The sequence below is a fragment of the Nocardia harenae NBRC 108248 genome (assembly GCF_001612885.1).
In the GTDB taxonomy this organism is placed as follows: domain Bacteria; phylum Actinomycetota; class Actinomycetes; order Mycobacteriales; family Mycobacteriaceae; genus Nocardia; species Nocardia harenae.
This window is the reverse complement of sequence record NZ_BDBH01000004.1, coordinates 838,111-852,938: the sequence shown is the minus strand read 5'-3', so window position 1 is coordinate 852,938 and position 14,828 is coordinate 838,111. Positions and strand designations below refer to the sequence as shown.

13 protein-coding genes and 1 pseudogene are annotated in these 14,828 nt (G+C 73.3%); 1 reads left to right on the top strand and 13 read right to left on the bottom strand.

Annotation, left to right across the window (positions count from 1 at the left end; translation table 11 throughout):
* Position 1: 1 nt before the first annotated feature.
* The 12 genes and pseudogenes from nuoK to NH2_RS10010 all read right to left on the bottom strand — a co-directional run bounded on the left by nuoK (position 2) and on the right by NH2_RS10010 (position 11,916).
* Positions 2-301 carry an NADH-quinone oxidoreductase subunit NuoK gene (nuoK, locus tag NH2_RS10060; protein ID WP_067651651.1) on the bottom strand — a complete coding sequence of 100 codons (300 nt, stop codon included), beginning with the start codon at positions 299-301 and terminating at the stop codon, positions 2-4.
* Positions 298-1,083, bottom strand: a complete 786-nt coding sequence (locus NH2_RS10055; protein ID WP_067651648.1) for an NADH-quinone oxidoreductase subunit J — start codon at positions 1,081-1,083, stop codon at positions 298-300. Before NH2_RS10055 ends, nuoK begins: the two co-directional genes overlap by 4 nt.
* An 88-nt stretch (positions 1,084-1,171) precedes the next feature.
* On the bottom strand, positions 1,172-1,732 hold the full coding sequence (gene nuoI, locus NH2_RS29735; protein ID WP_245650527.1) for an NADH-quinone oxidoreductase subunit NuoI: 561 nt from the start codon (positions 1,730-1,732) through the stop codon (positions 1,172-1,174).
* A 78-nt stretch (positions 1,733-1,810) separates the two neighbouring features.
* A pseudogene (gene nuoH, locus NH2_RS29730) lies at positions 1,811-3,034 on the bottom strand (NADH-quinone oxidoreductase subunit NuoH); the annotation flags it as partial.
* A 156-nt stretch (positions 3,035-3,190) separates the two neighbouring features.
* Entirely contained in the window at positions 3,191-5,629 is a 2,439-nt protein-coding gene (locus NH2_RS10045; protein ID WP_084505375.1) for an NADH-quinone oxidoreductase subunit G, read from the bottom strand.
* Positions 5,626-6,975, bottom strand: a complete 1,350-nt coding sequence (gene nuoF, locus NH2_RS10040) for an NADH-quinone oxidoreductase subunit NuoF (RefSeq protein WP_067651644.1) — start codon at positions 6,973-6,975, stop codon at positions 5,626-5,628. Before nuoF ends, NH2_RS10045 begins: the two co-directional genes overlap by 4 nt.
* Before the next feature lie 70 nt (positions 6,976-7,045).
* Positions 7,046-7,765, bottom strand: a complete 720-nt coding sequence (gene nuoE / locus NH2_RS10035; protein WP_067651641.1) for an NADH-quinone oxidoreductase subunit NuoE — start codon at positions 7,763-7,765, stop codon at positions 7,046-7,048.
* Positions 7,762-9,039 (bottom strand): NADH dehydrogenase (quinone) subunit D, encoded by a 1,278-nt coding sequence (gene nuoD, locus NH2_RS10030; RefSeq protein WP_439951746.1) that lies wholly within the window; start codon positions 9,037-9,039, stop codon positions 7,762-7,764. The genes nuoE and nuoD overlap by 4 nt, the downstream gene beginning before the upstream one ends.
* 59 nt (positions 9,040-9,098) lie before the next feature.
* The gene (locus NH2_RS10025; protein WP_067652538.1) at positions 9,099-9,812 is read right to left on the bottom strand and encodes an NADH-quinone oxidoreductase subunit C; all 714 of its coding nucleotides are present in this window, start codon (positions 9,810-9,812) and stop codon (positions 9,099-9,101) included.
* A gap of 239 nt (positions 9,813-10,051) precedes the next feature.
* The gene (locus NH2_RS10020; RefSeq protein WP_067651635.1) at positions 10,052-10,606 is read right to left on the bottom strand and encodes a NuoB/complex I 20 kDa subunit family protein; all 555 of its coding nucleotides are present in this window, start codon (positions 10,604-10,606) and stop codon (positions 10,052-10,054) included.
* Positions 10,607-10,635: 29 nt separating this feature from the next.
* Positions 10,636-11,016, bottom strand: coding sequence for an NADH-quinone oxidoreductase subunit A (locus NH2_RS10015; RefSeq protein ID WP_067651631.1), 381 nt, complete (start codon positions 11,014-11,016; stop codon positions 10,636-10,638).
* Positions 11,017-11,511: 495 nt separating this feature from the next.
* Complete coding sequence (locus NH2_RS10010) at positions 11,512-11,916, bottom strand: Rv3143 family two-component system response regulator (protein WP_067651624.1); 405 nt, start codon at positions 11,914-11,916, stop codon at positions 11,512-11,514.
* A 146-nt stretch (positions 11,917-12,062) separates the two neighbouring features.
* Between NH2_RS10010 and NH2_RS10005 the strand changes: the two genes are divergently transcribed.
* The gene (locus NH2_RS10005) at positions 12,063-13,406 is read left to right on the top strand and encodes an FHA domain-containing protein (protein WP_067651620.1); all 1,344 of its coding nucleotides are present in this window, start codon (positions 12,063-12,065) and stop codon (positions 13,404-13,406) included.
* A 96-nt stretch (positions 13,407-13,502) separates the two neighbouring features.
* Here NH2_RS10005 and dinB read toward each other — a convergent pair whose 3' ends face one another.
* Positions 13,503-14,750 carry a DNA polymerase IV gene (dinB, locus tag NH2_RS10000; RefSeq protein WP_067651617.1) on the bottom strand — a complete coding sequence of 416 codons (1,248 nt, stop codon included), beginning with the start codon at positions 14,748-14,750 and terminating at the stop codon, positions 13,503-13,505.
* Positions 14,751-14,828 lie beyond the last annotated feature (78 nt).

Here is a 14,828-nt window from a genome sequence, read left to right as displayed (position 1 = left end):
GTCAGAACCGCAGCAGGCTGGCGTCGTCGACCGAGGTCGAGCGGCGGGTGCGGAAGATGGTCATGATGATCGCCAGCCCCACCACGACCTCGGCCGCGGCCACCACCATGGTGAAGAAGGCGAAGACCTGGCCCTCCAGGTTCGCGTGCAGCCGGGCGAAGGTCACGAACGCCAGGTTCACCGCGTTCAGCATGAGCTCCACGCACATGAAGACCACGATGGCGTTGCGCCGCAGCAGTACTCCGGCGGCGCCGATGGTGAAGAGCAGGGCCGACAGGAACAGGTAGTTCGCGGGATTCACCGGGTTTCCTCCTCGTCGAGCACCGTCGGGTCGGTGAGCGCCTTGTCCTTGCGCTGCCGCAGGATCGTGCTCACCGACTGCTCGGCGAACGAGCCGTCCGGCAGCCGGGCCGGGACGTCGACGGCGTTGTGCCTGGCGTACACGCCGGGGGTGGGCTGCGGGGTCGGCCGGGCGCCGCCGCCGTGGAAGCGGCGCCTGGCCAGCTCGCGCTGGTTCAGCCGGGGGCCGAACTGCTCGCGGTGCGCCAGCACCATGGCGCCGATGGTGGCGGTGATGAGCAGCGCGCCGGTCAGCTCGAAGGCCCACACGTAGCGCAGGAAGATCAGCTCGGCCAGCTCCGCGATCACGTCCCGGCCCGGGAAACCGGTGGCCGGGAAGGTGATCTCGGTCGCGCGGACGCCGCGGGAGAGCCCCGCCACGAACAGCGCGCCGAAGCCGAGCCCGACCAGCGTCGCCGCCACCCGCTGGCCGCGCAGCGTCTCGGTGAGCGACTCCGCCGAGTCCACGCCGACCAGCATGAGCACGAACAGGAACAGCATCATCACCGCGCCGGTGTAGACCACGATCTGCACCACGCCGAGGAACAGCGCGTCCTGGGCGATGTAGAAGATGGCCAGGGTGACCATGGTCGCCGCCAGGCAGAGCGCCGAGTGCACCGCCTTACGGGCGAAGACCATGCCGAGTGCGCCCAGGATCGCGACCGGGGCCAGGATCCAGAACTGCACGGCCTCACCGGTTCCGGTGGACGGGAGGTCGGCTGCCAGGGTCGACAGCGCGCTCATCGGGCACCTCCGGGACAGGCGGTGGCACGGCCGCCGTGCAGGCCGCGCGCGGGCCGGCCCAGGGCCGTGACGGGCTCGAAATCGGTTCTCATCGGGCACCTCCGGCGCTCGTGGCAACGACCGGCGCTTGGTCGGTGACCGGCTCTGGGGCGGTGATCGCCGCCGCCCGCGCGGCGGGGCCGGGGTCGGGCAGGTCGCCGGTGACGCCGGCGCGGTAGTAATCGCCCTCGTCGGTGCCGGGCACCATGGCGTGCGGCGGCGCCTCCATGCCCGGCTCGAGCGGGGCGAGCAGCGCGTCCTTCTCGTAGATGAGCGCGGCCCGGTTGTCGTCGGTCAGCTCGTAGTCGTTGATCATGGTCAGCGCCCGGGTCGGGCAGGCCTCCACACACAGCCCGCAGCCGATGCAGCGCAGGTAGTTGATCTGGTACACCCGCCCGTACCGCTCACCGGGGGAGAACCGCCCGCCCTCGGTATTGTCGGCGCCCTCGACGAAGATCGCGTCCGCCGGGCAGGCCCACGCGCAGAGCTCGCAGCCCACGCACTTCTCCAGCCCGTCCGGGTGCCGGTTCAGCTGGTGCCGCCCGTGGTAGCGCGGCGCCGTCGGCACCTTCTGCTCCGGATAGAACTCGGTGATCGGTTTCTTGAACATGGTCGCCGCGGTCACCGCGAACCCGGCCAGCGGCTCCAGCAGCCCGCCGGTGGCGGCGTCGGTGTGGGTCAGCCCGGCGGGCACCGGCGGGGTCGGGAACCCCAGGTACACCGCGCCGTGCCTGCCGCCGGATTCCGCGGGCGGCGGCCCGGTCTCGGCCGGTTCCTGCTGGATCGTCGGCGCCCGGCCAGCGCGCAGGAACAGCGCGATCATGCCCGCGGTTATCGCCAGCCCCACCAGCACCAGGATCGGCGTCTGCACCGGGTAGCCCTCGTTGCCGAGTACCAGGGCCGTGGCCACCACCATGACCCAGAGCAGCGCGGTGGGGATGAGCAGCTTCCAGCCCAGGTTCATGAACTGGTCGTAGCGCAGCCGGGGCAGCGTGCCGCGCAGCCAGACGAAGACGAACAGGAACGTCCACACCTTGAGCGTGAACCAGAGCAGCGGCCACCACCCGGAGTTCGCGCCCGCCCACATGTTCAGCGGCCACGGCGCCCGCCAGCCGCCGAGGAACAGCGTGGTCGCCAGCGCCGAGACGGTGCCCATGTTCACGTACTCGGCCAGCATGAACATGGCGAACTTGAGCGAGGAGTACTCGGTGTGGAAGCCGCCGACCAGCTCGCCCTCGGCCTCCGGCAGGTCGAACGGGGCCCGGTTGGTCTCGCCGACCATGGCCACGCAGTAGATCAGGAACGAGGGCAGCAGCAGGAACACGTACCAGGTACCGGTCTGCGCGGCCACGATCCCCGAGGTCGCCATGGTGCCGGAGAGCAGGAACACCGTGGCGAAGCAGAGCGCCATGGCGATCTCGTAGGAGATCACCTGCGCGGTCGAGCGCAACCCGCCGAGCAGCGGGTACGTCGACCCCGACGACCAGCCCGCGAGCACGATCCCGTACACCCCGATCGAGGTGACAGCCAGGATGTAGAGCACCGCCACCGGCATATCGGTGAGCTGCAGCGCGGTGGTGTGGCCGAAGATGGAGACCTCGGGGCCGAAGGGGATCACCGCGAAGGCCATGAACGCGGGGATCACCGAGATGATCGGGGCCATGATGTAGATCGGCTTGTCCACCACCGCCGGGATGATGTCCTCTTTGAGCGCCATCTTGGCGCCGTCGGCGATGCTCTGCAGGATGCCGAACGGGCCGGTGCGGTTCGGGCCGATCCGCATCTGCATGCGGGCCACGACCTTGCGCTCGGCCAGCACCGCGATGAGCGGGATCAGGATGGCGAAGACGAAGACGCCCACCGCTTTCAGCAGCACCAGCCACATCGGGTCGGTGCCGAACACGCCGTTCATCGCAGGACTCCTCGGGTCGGGCGGGGTGCCCCCGCCGGGGCGGGCCGGGGCGCGGCCGGCGGCGTCGAGTCCACCGGCTCCGCGCCACCGGTACCGGCCCGCGTCGCGGGAGCCGGGTGCTGCGAGCCGATCGCGCCGGTCCCCGTCGCGCGCGCCTCACTCATCACGGCTCCCGTCGGCCGCGGCGATCGCGACCACGTCGCCCTGGCGAGCACGGAGCGTCGCGCCCACGGTGCTGCCCGGCGAGTTCCAGGGCAGCCACACCACGCGATCCGGCAGGTCGGCGACCACGAGCGGGAGCGTGATCGCGCCGTGGGCGGTGCGCACGGTGACCGGTTCGCCCGGCGCGGCGCCGATCTCGGCGGCGGTGTCGGCGGAGAGCCGCACCACCGCGGCCCGCGCCGAGCCGGCGAGCGCGTCCTCCCCGTCCTGCAGCCGGCCGCGGTCGAGCAGCATCCGCCAGCCGGTGAGGATCGCCGACCCGGGCTCCGGGTGCGGCAGCTCGGGGTGGTCGTGCTCCGGCGGCGGGACCGGGGCGCCGGTCCAGCGGCCGAGCCCGGCCAGCTCCGCGCGCGCCGCGGCGGCATCGCGCAGCCCGATCGGGGTGCGCATCTCCTCGGCCAGCGCGTGCAGCACCCGCAGGTCCGGCAGCGGGGCCGCGGTGCGGCGCACCGTCGACTCGCCGAGCGCCGCCTCGAACGGCCGCGCCCTGCCCTCCCAGTTCCGGAAGGTTCCCGCCTTCTCCGCCACCGCCGCCACCGGGAACACCACGTCCGCGTACTCGGTGACCGCGCTGTGCCGCTGCTCCAGGCTCACCACGAACGGCGCCGCCGCCAGCGCCGCGCGGGCCGCGCCGGGGTCGGGGAGGTCGTCGAGGTCGACGCCGCCGAGCAGCAGCGCGCGCAACTCGCCCGCGGCGTCCAGGATTCCGGCGGTGTCCCGGCCCGCCGAGACCGGCAGCTCGGCCCCGCCCCACGCCGCCGCGACCTGGCCGCGCGCCGCGGGGTCCGCCACCGGGCGCCCGCCGGGCAGCAGCCCGGGCAGCGCCCCGGCCTCGACCGCGCCGCGCTCCCCGGCCCGCCGCGGCACCCACGCCAGCCCGGCCCCCGACTCCGCCGCCAGCCGCGCCACCGCGGAGAGCGCTCCCGGGATCGCGGCCAGCCGCTCACCGGCCAGGATCACCGCGCCCGGCTCGCGCAGCAGCCGCGCCGCGGCGCCGGTGTCGGTGCGCAGCGCGTCCAGCAGCGCGGGCTCGCCGCCCGGCTCGGCGCGCAGCAGCGTGCCCGACATCCGGGTCAGCCCGCGCGAGGTGAACGGCGCGATCGCGTACACCGGCAGCCTCCCGGTGCGCGCGGCCTTGCGCAGCCGCAGGTAGACGATGGGCGACTCCTCCTCCGGCTCGAACCCGGCGAGCAGCACGATCGGCGCCCGCTCCAGGCCCGCGTAGTCGACCCCGGCCCCGCGCCCGGCTACCAGCGCCGCCAGGAACTCCGCCTCCTCCGCGGAGTGCGGCCTGGCCCGGAAGTCGATGTCGTTGCAGCCGAGCGCGACCCGCGCGAACTTGGCGTAGGCGTAGGCGTCCTCCTCGGTGGCCCTGCCGCCGACCAGCACCCCGGCCGCGCCGCGCGCCTCGCTCAGCCCGGTCGCGGCGATGGCCAGCGCCTCCGACCAGGAGGCGGGGGCCAGGTCGCCGTCGGCGCCGCGCACCAGCGGGGTGGTGATCCGGTCGCGCTCGGTGGCGTAGGCGAAGGCCCAGCGGCCCTTGTCGCAGTTCCACTCCTCGTTGACCTGCGGGTCGTCCCCGGCCAGGCGGCGCAGCACCTTGCCGCGCCGGTGGTCGGTGCGCTGCGCGCAGCCCGAGGCGCAGTGCTCGCACACGCTCGGGCTGGAGACCAGGTCGAACGGGCGCGCCCGGAACCGGTAGGCGGTGCCGGTGAGCGCGCCGACCGGGCAGATCTGCACGGTGTTGCCCGAGAAGTAGGAGTCCAGCGGCTCGGCCTCGGCGGTGCCGACCTGCTGCAGCGCGCCGCGGTCCATGAGCTCGATGAACGGATCGCCCGCCACCTGCTGGGAGAAGCGGGTGCAGCGCGCGCACAGCACGCAGCGCTCCCGGTCCAGCAGCACGGCGGTGGAGAGCGGGATCGGCTTGGGGTAGGTGCGCTTCACCCCGTCGAAGCGGGATTCGGCGCGCCCCGAGGACATGGCCTGGTTCTGCAGCGGGCATTCGCCGCCCTTGTCGCAGACCGGGCAGTCCAGGGGGTGGTTGATGAGCAGCAGCTCCATCACGCCCTCCTGGGCGCGGTTCGCCGCCGCCGAGGTGAGCTGGGTGCGCACCACCATGCCGTCGGTGACGGCGACCGTGCAGGACGCCACCGGTTTGCGCTGGCCCTCCACCTCCACCAGGCACTGGCGGCAGGCGCCGACCGGGTCGAGCAGCGGGTGGTCGCAGAAGCGCGGGATCTGGATGCCGACCAGCTCCGCGGCGCGGATCAGCAGGGTTCCCTTCGGCACGCTGATCTCGGTGTCGTCGATGGTGAGCGTCACCAGGTCGGTGACGGCCTGCTCCCGGCCGGTGCCGGGGACGGTGGCGGTCATGGTGTCTCCTCCGGGTCCGCGCCCGCCTTCTGCCAGCCGCCGTCCGCCCAGGCCGTGCCCGCGGCCGGGTCGAACGGGCAGGCGCCGCGGCGCAGGTGCTCCAGGTATTCGTCGCGGAAGTACTTCAGCGAGGACAGGATCGGGCTCGCCGCGCCGTCGCCGAGCGCGCAGAACGACTTGCCGTTGATGCTGTCGCAGAGATCGAGCAGGGTGTCCGGGTCGGTGTCGGTGCCCTCGCCTGCCTCCAGCCGCCGCAGCAGCTGGACCAGCCAGTACGTGCCCTCGCGACAGGGCGTGCACTTGCCGCAGGATTCGTGCGCGTAGAACTCGGTCCAGCGCAGCACCGCGCGCACCACGCAGGTGGTCTCGTCGAAGATCTGCAGCGCCTTGGTGCCGAGCATGGAGCCGGCGGCGGCGACGTTCTCGTAGTCCAGCGGGACGTCGAGGTGGTCGTCGGTGAGCAGCGGGGTGGACGAGCCGCCCGGGGTCCAGAACTTCACCCGGTGCCCGGCCCGCACCCCGCCCGCGTAGCCGAGCAGCTCCCGCAGGGTGATGCCGAGCGGCGCCTCGTACTGGCCGGGGCGTGCGACGTGCCCGGAGAGCGAGTACAGCGTGAAACCGGGCGACTTCTCGCTGCCCATCGAGCGGAACCAGTCGATGCCGTTGCCGACGATCGGTGGCACGCTCGCGATCGATTCCACATTGTTGACCACCGTCGGGCGCGCGTAGAGCCCGGCGACCGCGGGGAACGGCGGGCGCAGCCGGGGCTGGCCGCGCCTGCCCTCCAGCGAGTCGAGCAGCGCGGTCTCCTCGCCGCAGATGTAGGCGCCTGCGCCCGCGTGCACGATCAGCTCCAGGTCGAAGCCCGAGCCGAGGATGTTCCGGCCCAGGTAGCCGGCGGCGTACGCCTGCGCGGCCGCGGCCTGCAGGCGGCGCAGCACCGGGACCACCTCGCCGCGCACGTAGATGAAGGCGTGGCTCGCGCGGATGGCGTAGGCGGCGATGATCGCGCCCTCGATCAGGGCGTGCGGGGTCGCCATCATGAGCGGGATGTCCTTGCAGGTGCCCGGCTCCGACTCGTCGGCGTTCACCACCAGGTAGTGCGGGGGCACGGTGCCGTCGGGGCCGGGGTCCTGCGGGATGAAGCTCCACTTGGTTCCGGTCGGGAAGCCCGCGCCGCCGCGGCCGCGCAGGCCGGAGTCCTTGACCAGCTGGATGACCGCGTCCGGGGTCATGGCGAGCGCGGTGCGCAGCGCGTCGTAGCCGCCGTGCTCGTGGTAGGTGTCCAGGGTCCAGGAGCGAGGGGAGTCCCAGTACCGGCTCAGCACCGGTGTCAGTGCGGTCATGCCGGACACTCCTCGATGGCGGCGGGGTGGCGCGGGGCGGGCGTGCGGCGGGCGGCGGGCGGCCGGGCGGTCACCGGTCGGCCTCCGCGCCGGGAGCGGGCGGCTCGGGTGCGGCCTGCCCCTGCTCGCGCGCGACCTGCAACCCCGCCAGGGTCGGCTCGCCCGCCATGCCGTCCAGCGCGCCGGGGCGCTCGTCCGGGAACCCGGCGAGGATGCGCGCGGTGTCACGGAAGCGGCAGAGCGGGGCGCCGCGGGTCGGTACCACCTGGTCGCCTGCGCGTAACGCGTCCACCAGCGCCTGCGCCGAATCCGGCGTCTGGTTGTCGAAGAATTCCCAGTTCACCATGACCACCGGCGCGTAGTCGCAGGCCGCATTGCACTCGATGTGCTCGAGGGTGACGGCGCCGTCGTCGGTGGTCTGCCCGTGCTCGATCCCGAGGTGCTCGCGCAGCCGGGCCAGGATGGCGTCCCCGCCCAGCACCGCGCAGAGCGTATTGGTGCACACCCCGACGTGGTAATCCCCGGTCGGCGTGCGGCGGTACATGGAGTAGAAGGTCGCGACCGCGGTCACCTCGGCCGCGGTCAGCCCGAGCAGCTGCGCGCAGAAGTCGATGCCGGTGGCCGAGACGAACCCCTCCTCGGCCTGCACCAGGTGCAGCAGCGGCAGCAGCGCCGAGCGGGGCTGCGGGTACCGGGCGATGATCACCTCGGCATCGCGGGACAGCCGCTCGCGCACCGCGTCCGGGTACGGGCCGGGGCGGGTGGAGAGCCGCAGCAGGATCTCGGTCATCGGTCCACCCCGCCCATCACCGGGTCGATGCTGGCGACCGCGGCGATCACGTCGGCCACCAGCCCGCCCTCGCACATCGCCGCCACCGCCTGCAGATTCGTGAACGAGGGGTCGCGGTAGTGCACCCGGTAGGGCCGCGTCCCGCCGTCGGAGACCATGTGCACCCCGAGCTCCCCGCGCGGCGACTCCACCGCCGAGTACACCTGCCCGGCGGGCACCCGGATCCCCTCGGTGACCAGCTTGAAGTGGTGGATCAGCCCCTCCATCGACGACCCCATGATCTTGCCGATGTGCGCGGGCGAGTTGCCGAGCCCGTCCGGCCCGACCGCGAGATCGGCGGGCCAGGCGATCTTCCGGTCGTCCACCATGACCGGGCCCGGCCGCAGCCGGTCCAGGCACTGCTCGACGATCTTGAGCGACTCCTTCATCTCCGCGACCCGGATCAGGTAGCGGCCGTAGCAGTCGCAGCCCGCCGCGGTCGGGATGTCGAATTCATAGCTCTCGTACCCGCAGTAGGGGTGCGCGCGGCGCAGGTCGTGCGGCAGCCCGGCCGAGCGCAGCACCGGCCCGGTGATGCCGAGCGCCATGCAGCCGGTGAGGTCCAGGTACCCGACGCCCTTGGTGCGCGCCTTCCAGATCGGGTTGCTGCTGAGCAGCAGCTCCATCTCGCGCAGCCGCTTCGGCAGCAGCGTGAGCAGGTCGCGCACCAAGGTGGCGGCCTCGTCCGGGAAGTCCTGGGCCAGCCCGCCGGGGCGGATGTAGGCGTGGTTCATCCGCAGCCCGGTGACCGTCTCGAAGACGTCGAGGATGAGCTCGCGCTCCCGGAAACCGAAGAGCATGGCGGTGAGCGCGCCCAGCTCCATGCCGCCGGTGGCCAGCGCCACCAGGTGCGAGGAGATCCGGTTCAGCTCCATGAGCAGCACCCGGACCACGGTGGCGCGCTCCGGGATCGCCTCGGTGATGTCGAGCAGCCGCTCCACGCCGAGGCAGTAGGCGGTCTCGTTGAAGAACGGCGAGAGGTAGTCCATCCGGGTCACGAAGGTGACGCCCTGGGTCCAGGTGCGGAACTCCAGGTTCTTCTCGATCCCGGTGTGCAGGTAGCCGATGCCGCAGCGCGCCTCGACCACGGTCTCGCCCTCGATCTCCAGGATCAGTCGCAGCACGCCGTGCGTGGAGGGGTGCTGCGGCCCCATGTTCACCACGATGCGTTCCTCGGCGACGCTCTCCAGCACGGCGCCGACCTGATCCCAGTCCTGCCCGGCGAGCGTCACCATCGGTGGCTCGGCCTCGGACCTGGCGTGCTTGGGGCGGTTCTCGGTATCGGTGTGGTTCATCAGCTGTAGGCCCTCCGCTGGTCGGGCGGCGGGATGCGCGCGCCCTTGTACTCGACCGGGATCCCGCCGAGCGGGTAGTCCTTGCGCTGCGGGTGGCCCCGCCAGTCGTCCGGCATGGTGATGCGGGTCAGCGAGGGGTGCCCGTCGAAGACGATGCCGAAGAAGTCGTAGGTCTCCCGCTCGTGCCAGTCGGTGGTCGGGTAGACCTCGAACAGCGACGGGATGTGCGGGTCGGCGTCCGGCGCCGAGACCTCCACGCGCAGCCGGTAGCCGTGCGTGATCGAGGACAGCTGGTAGACCGCGTGCAGCTCGCGGCCCTCGTCTTCCGGGTAGTGCACGCCGTTCACGCCGAGGCAGAGCTCGAAGCGCAGCCCCTCGTCGTCGCGCAGTGCCAGTGCCACCAGCGGCAGGTGCTCGCGGTGCACGTGCAGGGTGAGCTCGCCGCGGAAGACGATCACCTTCTCCAGCGCCTGCTCCAGGGCGACCGGGCCGAGCGCGGCGCGCAGCGTCGCGATGGCGCCGTCGAACCAGCCGCCGAACGGGCCGCCGGTGCCGCCGGGCAGGCTCACCGGGCGGACCAGCCCGCCGTAGCCGGAGGTGTCGCCGGTGCCGTGGACGCCGAACATGCCGTGCCGCACGCCGATCACCTCGGGGTCGCCCTGCCGGTCCTCGGGGATGGTGCCCTCGGGGCCCGCGGTCGCGGCGGCGTCGATGCCCTCGGGCGTCGGAGTGGCGCCGGCGGTGAGGGTGCGGCCGGCGGGTCCGGTGCCCGATGTCGCGGGTCCGGTGCCCGGTTCTGCGGGTTCGGCCTCCGGTGTCGCGGGCCGGTCCGCCGGTGCGGCCGCGGTGTGCGCGGCATCCGGGCCGTCCGGCCCGGTGCCGGGGGAGACCCGGTCGCTGGCGGGTGCGGCGTCGTCCCGGCCACCCGAATCCGATTCCGAGCGTGGCGCGTTCATCGCAGCAACCCCTCCATCCGGATGGTCGGCGTCGAGGCCAGCGCGGCCGCCTCGGCGGCCGCGATCGCTGCCTCGCGGTTCACCCCGAGCGGCGTCTCCTGGATCTTGGCGTGCAGCGCGAGGATCGCGTTGAGCAGCATCTCCGGGCGCGGCGGGCAGCCGGGCAGGTAGATGTCGACCGGGACCACGTGGTCCACGCCCTGCACGATGGCGTAGTTGTTGAACATGCCGCCGGAGGAGGCGCAGACCCCCATGGCCAGTACCCATTTCGGCTCGGTCATCTGGTCGTAGACCTGGCGCAGTACCGGCGCCATCTTCTGGCTCACCCGCCCGGCGACGATCATCAGATCCGCCTGCCGCGGCGATGCGCGGAACGCCTCCATCCCGAACCGGGCGATATCGAAGCGGCCGCCGCCGGTCGCCATCATCTCGATCGCGCAGCAGGCCAGCCCGAAGGTGGCAGGCCACAGCGACCCCTTGCGCATGTACCCGGCCAGATCCTCGACGGTGCTCAGCAGGAACCCGCTCGGCAGTTTCTCTTCCAGACCCATGGTGTGTCCTCGGTTGTCGGGTGCGCCGCTCAGTCCCAGCTGAGCCCGCCGCGGCGCCATTCGTAGGCGTAGGCCACCGAGACGTTCAGCACGAACAGCGCCATCGCCGCGAGCCCGAACACCCCGAGCGCGTCGAAGTGCACCGCCCACGGGTAGAGGAAGACGATCTCGATGTCGAAAATGATGAAGAGCATGGCGGTCAGGTAGTACTTCACCGGAAACCGCTGCCCCGCCGCGTTTCCCGGGCCGCCGCCGACGGCGTGCGGGGTCGGCTCGATCCCGCACTCGTACGGCTCCAGCTTGGCCCGGTTGTAGCGCTTGGGGCCGATCACGGCGGCGAGCGCGATGGAGAAGACGGCGAAGCCTGCGGCGAGGCCGCCGAGAATCAGGGCGGGCAATTCGGTGTTCACGACGGCACTTCCCCTCCTCGAGAGCTGGGGTCGGCGGGGTGAACCGCCCGGCGGCTCGGGGGCGCGCCAACCCGAGGGGCCGGGTCCGGGGGCTGCCGGGCTCGCCCGCTATGCGGGGCACCACGTCTCTGTGAGCTAGGGCACAGAGTACAACCGGGGTGCGGTGCCGGGTCCGGTTCGCGGGGTGCGGTTTGATCGAATTCGGGACTGCGATTCATGAGCAGTCCGGGGGTAATGTTTCGTGCTCCGCAAGGTGGGGGCGTGATCGTCATCGACGGATACGGCGGGTCCGCCGGTCATCGCCCACGGCGACGGAGTCATGTCGATCACGCATGAATGGATCGCTAGGCGTTCGCTGGCGCACGACCTCGCGCGCTGCGGCGCGGGCGGACCCGGTGGACGCGCGCCACCTCGTCACGGGCGCGAATCAGGTGACCCGGGCGGCGGCGCGACCGGACTCGGTACCGGACGATTACGTCGAGCGCGCCGCACGCGTCACGCGGCGTTGCGCCCCCGCAGCACCGCGACGATGGCATCGACCAACCGGAACGCATCGATGGGATGCGGCACCGCCGCCTCGGCCCGCGACCACGTCGCCAGCCACGCATCGTCCGCCCGCCCGGTGAGCACGAGCACCGGCGGGCACTCCGCGACCTCGTCCTTGAGCTGCTTGGCCAGCCCGAGCCCCCCGGTCGGCGCCGATTCACCGTCGAGAATGGCCAGATCCACCGCACCGGCATCGACCCGCTCGAGCACGACGGGCCCGGTGGCGACCTCGAGATACTCGAACTCGGGTAGCTCGCCGGAGGGCCGCCGCCCGACAGCCGTGATCACCTGTTGCCGGGTGTCGGCATCGTTGCTGTAGACCAGGACCCGAAGCGGGCGAGCGGTATCGACCACGCCGGAATGGTACGTCCGCGGACCCCGGGCGCGTGGCAGGTTCGCCCGGATCGCCCAGCGCGCCGGGTGCGAACCCCGCCGGTGCTCTAGCATTTGCCCCAGAACAGCTCCGGCACCGCCGGACCGTCGTCGGCGAGGGGGCGCGCATGCGGGGCCTCCCGGGAACCGCGCAGGTGGAGGTGGTGCCGGGGCGGCACATCGTGGCCGTCGCGGACGGCGTGGTCGCGGTGGTCGCGCACCGCGCGGAGACGCCGGTGACCGCGATCTCCCGGGCCTGGCGGCACACGAACGCCGTGCTGGAGCTGGTCACCGCCGCGGCCGCCGAGGATCCGGAGAATCCCGGCCGCGCCTTCGCGCGGCTCGCCACCACCTGGCTCATGGGCCTCGCCGACGAGGAGAGCGTCGAGTTCGGGGTGCTCACCCCGGTCGGCGCCGGGGTCGCGGTATTCCTGCACGGCGGGGTGCGCGCGGTGCTCGACGCCGAGCGGCACACCGAGATCCTGCGCGGCCGCGATGCCGGGTTCACCGTCGACCGGCTGATCACCCCGGTGCCTGCGGTCGGCATCGGGCTCTACGTCGACGGGCCCGAGCGGGAGGTCGAGAACCTGCCGGTGCGCGGAGTGTTCGGGCTGAGCGGCGGCACCGTCCCCGGGGCCGCCGCGGTGCTGTGGACCGACGGCGACGGGCACGGCCCCGCGCTGCTCCGGCCCAGCGAGACGCGGCACCGCACCGGTGTGGTGCTGGACAAGCGGCGCGCCCTCGACGTCGCCGCCCCGCCGCGTGACACCGGCGCGGGCGCACTGCTGTCAGCGGAAGCCGCCGCGCCGGCGCGCGGTACCGGCACGGACCGGGAACCCGCGAATGCCCCGGACGGGCGCCCGGAGCCACCCCGTGACCCCCGCCGCACCACCGCCCCGCGCCCCGTGATCGCCGCCGACCTGGAGGACACCGTCGTCCCGAGCGCCGCCGACGCGGTGCGCAACCCCGCTCCTCCCGCGCCGACCGCCGACCGGATCGGCGGCGTCGTGGTGCAGGGCTTCCCGTGCCCGCGCCGCCACCTCAACGATCCCCGGGTCTCCTACTGCGCGGTGTGCGGCCTCTCCATGCACCACCCCGGCCGCACCCTCACCGACGGCCTGCGCCCCCCGCTCGGCATCCTGCTGCTCGACGACGGCCAGACCCTGGTGCTCGACGGCGACCTGGTGCTCGGCCGCGAACCCGAGCACCACGAGGCCGTGGCGCGCGGCGCACGGCCCATCCGGATCGCCGACCCCTCCGGCGGCATGTCCCGGGCGCACGCCGAGATCCGGCTCGTGGACTGGGACGTCACCGTGGTCGACGGCGGCTCCACCAACGGCACCCACCTGCGCGCCGCCGGGCGCCACGAGTGGACCCGCGCGGTCCCCGGCCACCCCATGACGCTCGCGCCGGGCACCCAGCTCCTGCTCGGCGGCCGGGTCTGCACCTTCGACTCCCCGCACCAGTCCTGAGCACCCTTCCGCCCGGCGGCAACGAGGCATCGGCTCCGCTGGTCCGGCGGCACGACCTCGCCGCCGACCGGCCGCCGCCACCGTCGTCGAGCGGCTCTAGTCCGGCAGGATCGGCACCGAGACCCCCTCGCCGCGGTGCAGCAGCGCCGCCCTGGTGACGGCGGCGCTGCCGAAGCGGCGGCGCAGGTCGTCCAGGGTGGCGTCCAGGGTGTGCCCGGCACGGGGTTCCAAGGGCAGCGCGAGCTGCACGGTCTCGGCGTCGCCGAGGTTGGTGAGCGCGAGGCCGACGAGGGTGAGGCCGCGGTCGGCGATGAGCGGGGCGGCGGCGTGCAGCAGCAGCCGGGCCGCGTGCAGCAGCACCGCGCCGTCGTCGGTGGCCGCGGGCAGGGTGTGCGAGCGGGTGGCGCGGGTGAAATCGGCGAAGCGGAGCCGGAGCACCACCGTCCGGCACACCCGGTTCGCCCCGCGCAGCCTGCGGCCCAGCCGATCGATGAGGCCGTGCAGGTAGGCCTCGATCTCCTCGGGCGGGCGCGGGCGGGAGCCGAGCGCGCGCTGCGCCCCGATCGAGCGGCGCCTGCGGCCGGTCTCGACCCGGCGCGGGTCACGTGCCATGGACAGCGCGTGCAGGTGGCGGGCCGCGGCGGGGCCGAGAATGCCGCGCAGCCCGCGCTCGCCGAGCTCGGCCAGGTCGCCCACCCGGGTGATGCGGTGCTTGCGCAGCGTGCGGGCGGTCACCTCGCCCACGCCCCAGAGCCGGGTGACCGGCAGCGGGTGCAGGAACTCGAGCTCGGTGCCGGGCGGCACCTCGCGCAGCCCGTCCGGCTTGGCGACCGCGCTCGCCACCTTCGCCAGGAACTTGGTGCGCGCGATCCCCACCGAGATCGGCAGCCCCACCTCGTCCGCCACCCTGGCCCGCAGCCGCCGCGCGATGCCGACCGGCTCGCCCGCGATCCGGCGCAATCCGCCGACGTCGAGGAACGCCTCGTCGATCGAGATGCCCTCGACCACCGGCGTGGTGTCGTGGAAGATCTCGAACACCCGCCTGCTGGCCTCGGCGTAGGCCGCCATCCGCGGCGGCACGGTGATCGCCTCGGGGCAGAGCCTGCGCGCCTGCGCGCCGCCCATCGGGGTCCGGATGCCGCGCGCCTTGGCCTCGTAGCTGGCGGCGAGTACCACCCCGCCGCCCACGATCACCGGTCTGCCGCGCAGCGCGGGGTCGTCGCGCTGCTCCACCGAGGCGTAGAAGGAATCCAGGTCCGCGTGCAGGATCGACGCCTCGGCGCGGGTGCCGATCCGCTGCCGGGGCGCCGCGGGGGGAGTACCGCCGTCACCGGACACGAACATATGTTCGCATACTGAGTGGTCTGATGTCCGGTATCCGGGCTGAACCGGTGCCGCTGCCCGGTACGCTGAGCCGGCATC

Bases quoted from the DNA above. Each gene is read 5' to 3' on its own strand.
- NH2_RS10055 (WP_067651648.1), bottom strand. From the start codon at position 1,083: ATGAGCGCGCTGTCGACCCTGGCAGCCGACCTCCCGTCCACCGGAACC.
- nuoI (WP_245650527.1), bottom strand. From the start codon at position 1,732: ATGTTCAAGAAACCGATCACCGAGTTCTATCCGGAGCAGAAGGTGCCG.
- nuoF (WP_067651644.1), bottom strand. From the start codon at position 6,975: ATGACCGCACTGACACCGGTGCTGAGCCGGTACTGGGACTCCCCTCGC.
- nuoD (WP_439951746.1), bottom strand. From the start codon at position 9,039: ATGGTGACGCTCGCCGGGCAGGACTGGGATCAGGTCGGCGCCGTGCTG.
- NH2_RS10045 (WP_084505375.1), bottom strand. From the start codon at position 5,629: ATGACCGCCACCGTCCCCGGCACCGGCCGGGAGCAGGCCGTCACCGAC.
- dinB (WP_067651617.1), bottom strand. From the start codon at position 14,750: ATGTTCGTGTCCGGTGACGGCGGTACTCCCCCCGCGGCGCCCCGGCAG.
- NH2_RS10005 (WP_067651620.1), top strand. From the start codon at position 12,063: ATGCGGGGCCTCCCGGGAACCGCGCAGGTGGAGGTGGTGCCGGGGCGG.
- nuoE (WP_067651641.1), bottom strand. From the start codon at position 7,765: ATGACCGAGATCCTGCTGCGGCTCTCCACCCGCCCCGGCCCGTACCCG.
- NH2_RS10020 (WP_067651635.1), bottom strand. From the start codon at position 10,606: ATGGGTCTGGAAGAGAAACTGCCGAGCGGGTTCCTGCTGAGCACCGTC.